The organism is Laspinema olomoucense D3b (assembly GCF_025370785.1).
GTDB classification, from domain to species: domain Bacteria; phylum Cyanobacteriota; class Cyanobacteriia; order Cyanobacteriales; family Laspinemataceae; genus Laspinema; species Laspinema olomoucense.
The window spans coordinates 1-1,044 of the sequence record NZ_JAMXFA010000102.1 but is presented as its reverse complement, the minus strand read 5'-3'; the positions used below and the strand labels follow the sequence as shown (position 1 = coordinate 1,044).

The following is a 1,044-nucleotide window of genomic DNA, read 5'->3' as shown; positions in this document are numbered from 1 at the left end:
ATCATTAAATGGGGCAAACCCTATAATTGCTTTTTTGTCAAGTACAATTTATACCAAATTAGATGAGCTTGCCCTGTCATTGCCTAAGTCTCAACTACTTCGTCCTACAGAGAATTTTAAATTTAGATTAGATAAGCTTCCCATCCAAAGTTTATTTAGTGTTTTTGATAAATTATCTCTATTCAATACTCAAGCTACTGACAATTCTGTGAGAGCAAATTTACCTGAATTAATTCGGAGTAGAGAAAAAGTAAATGATAAAGTAGATTTACAGTTGCTCTACGATGAGGCTAAAGAAGTGGTGGGAGACCAGGACATGATGGTGGGTGCCTATAAACGGGGAATAAAAAACTTAATGAGCTATAATCTGTTTTTTACAGAAGAAGAAGCATGGAAAGAAGAACGGGCCAATAGAGCAGCACTAGAGCCAAATATAGGAATTGTTTCTCTGCAAACAGCTTTGCATAGAATGGCACGGAGTCTACGGAGTTTAGATGAAATAGAATCAGTAGCAGATAATACACAAAATGCCACACTCCAAAACTTAGAAGATTTAAGAGATAACGTGGGTGTTCTTGTCTTTGATATAGGAGGATTGGCACCAATTATTCAAAAAGTAATTGTGACTCTCGTCATTGATCAGCTAAAAACCACCTGTCAAAAACAATATTCATTTTTTCATGAACATAAAGTTGAAATTCCAATTTATCCCTCGGTTTTCTTTGAAGAAGCTCATATGTACATGGACGAGGGATATATAGACGAGCTGATTCCTTTGATCAGACACTTGGGTATGAACTTATTTTTTGTAACTAATACTCCATCTGCTTTGCCAGATTCGGTCTTTCGTTTAGTCGATAATGTCATAATGACACGAATGGTAAATAAAAAAGATATTGACAAAGTGATTGGTTGTGGGTTGACTGATAAGAGAACGATCGAGGGATTTGCTAAAGACTTGCCGAAATATAGCGGTTCCCGGACTCATGAGGTACAGTAGCAACAATGAGCAAACCAATTGCGAATATCTTGTTGAGTGACTTG

General features: G+C 36.5%; 1 protein-coding gene. It reads left to right on the top strand.

Translation table 11 applies throughout. The annotated features are described in order from the left end of the window. A partial coding sequence (locus tag NG792_RS28815; RefSeq protein ID WP_261237810.1) for an ATP-binding protein occupies nucleotides 1-1,000 on the top strand: 1,000 nt, incomplete at its 5' end. Nucleotides 1,001-1,044 lie beyond the last annotated feature (44 nt).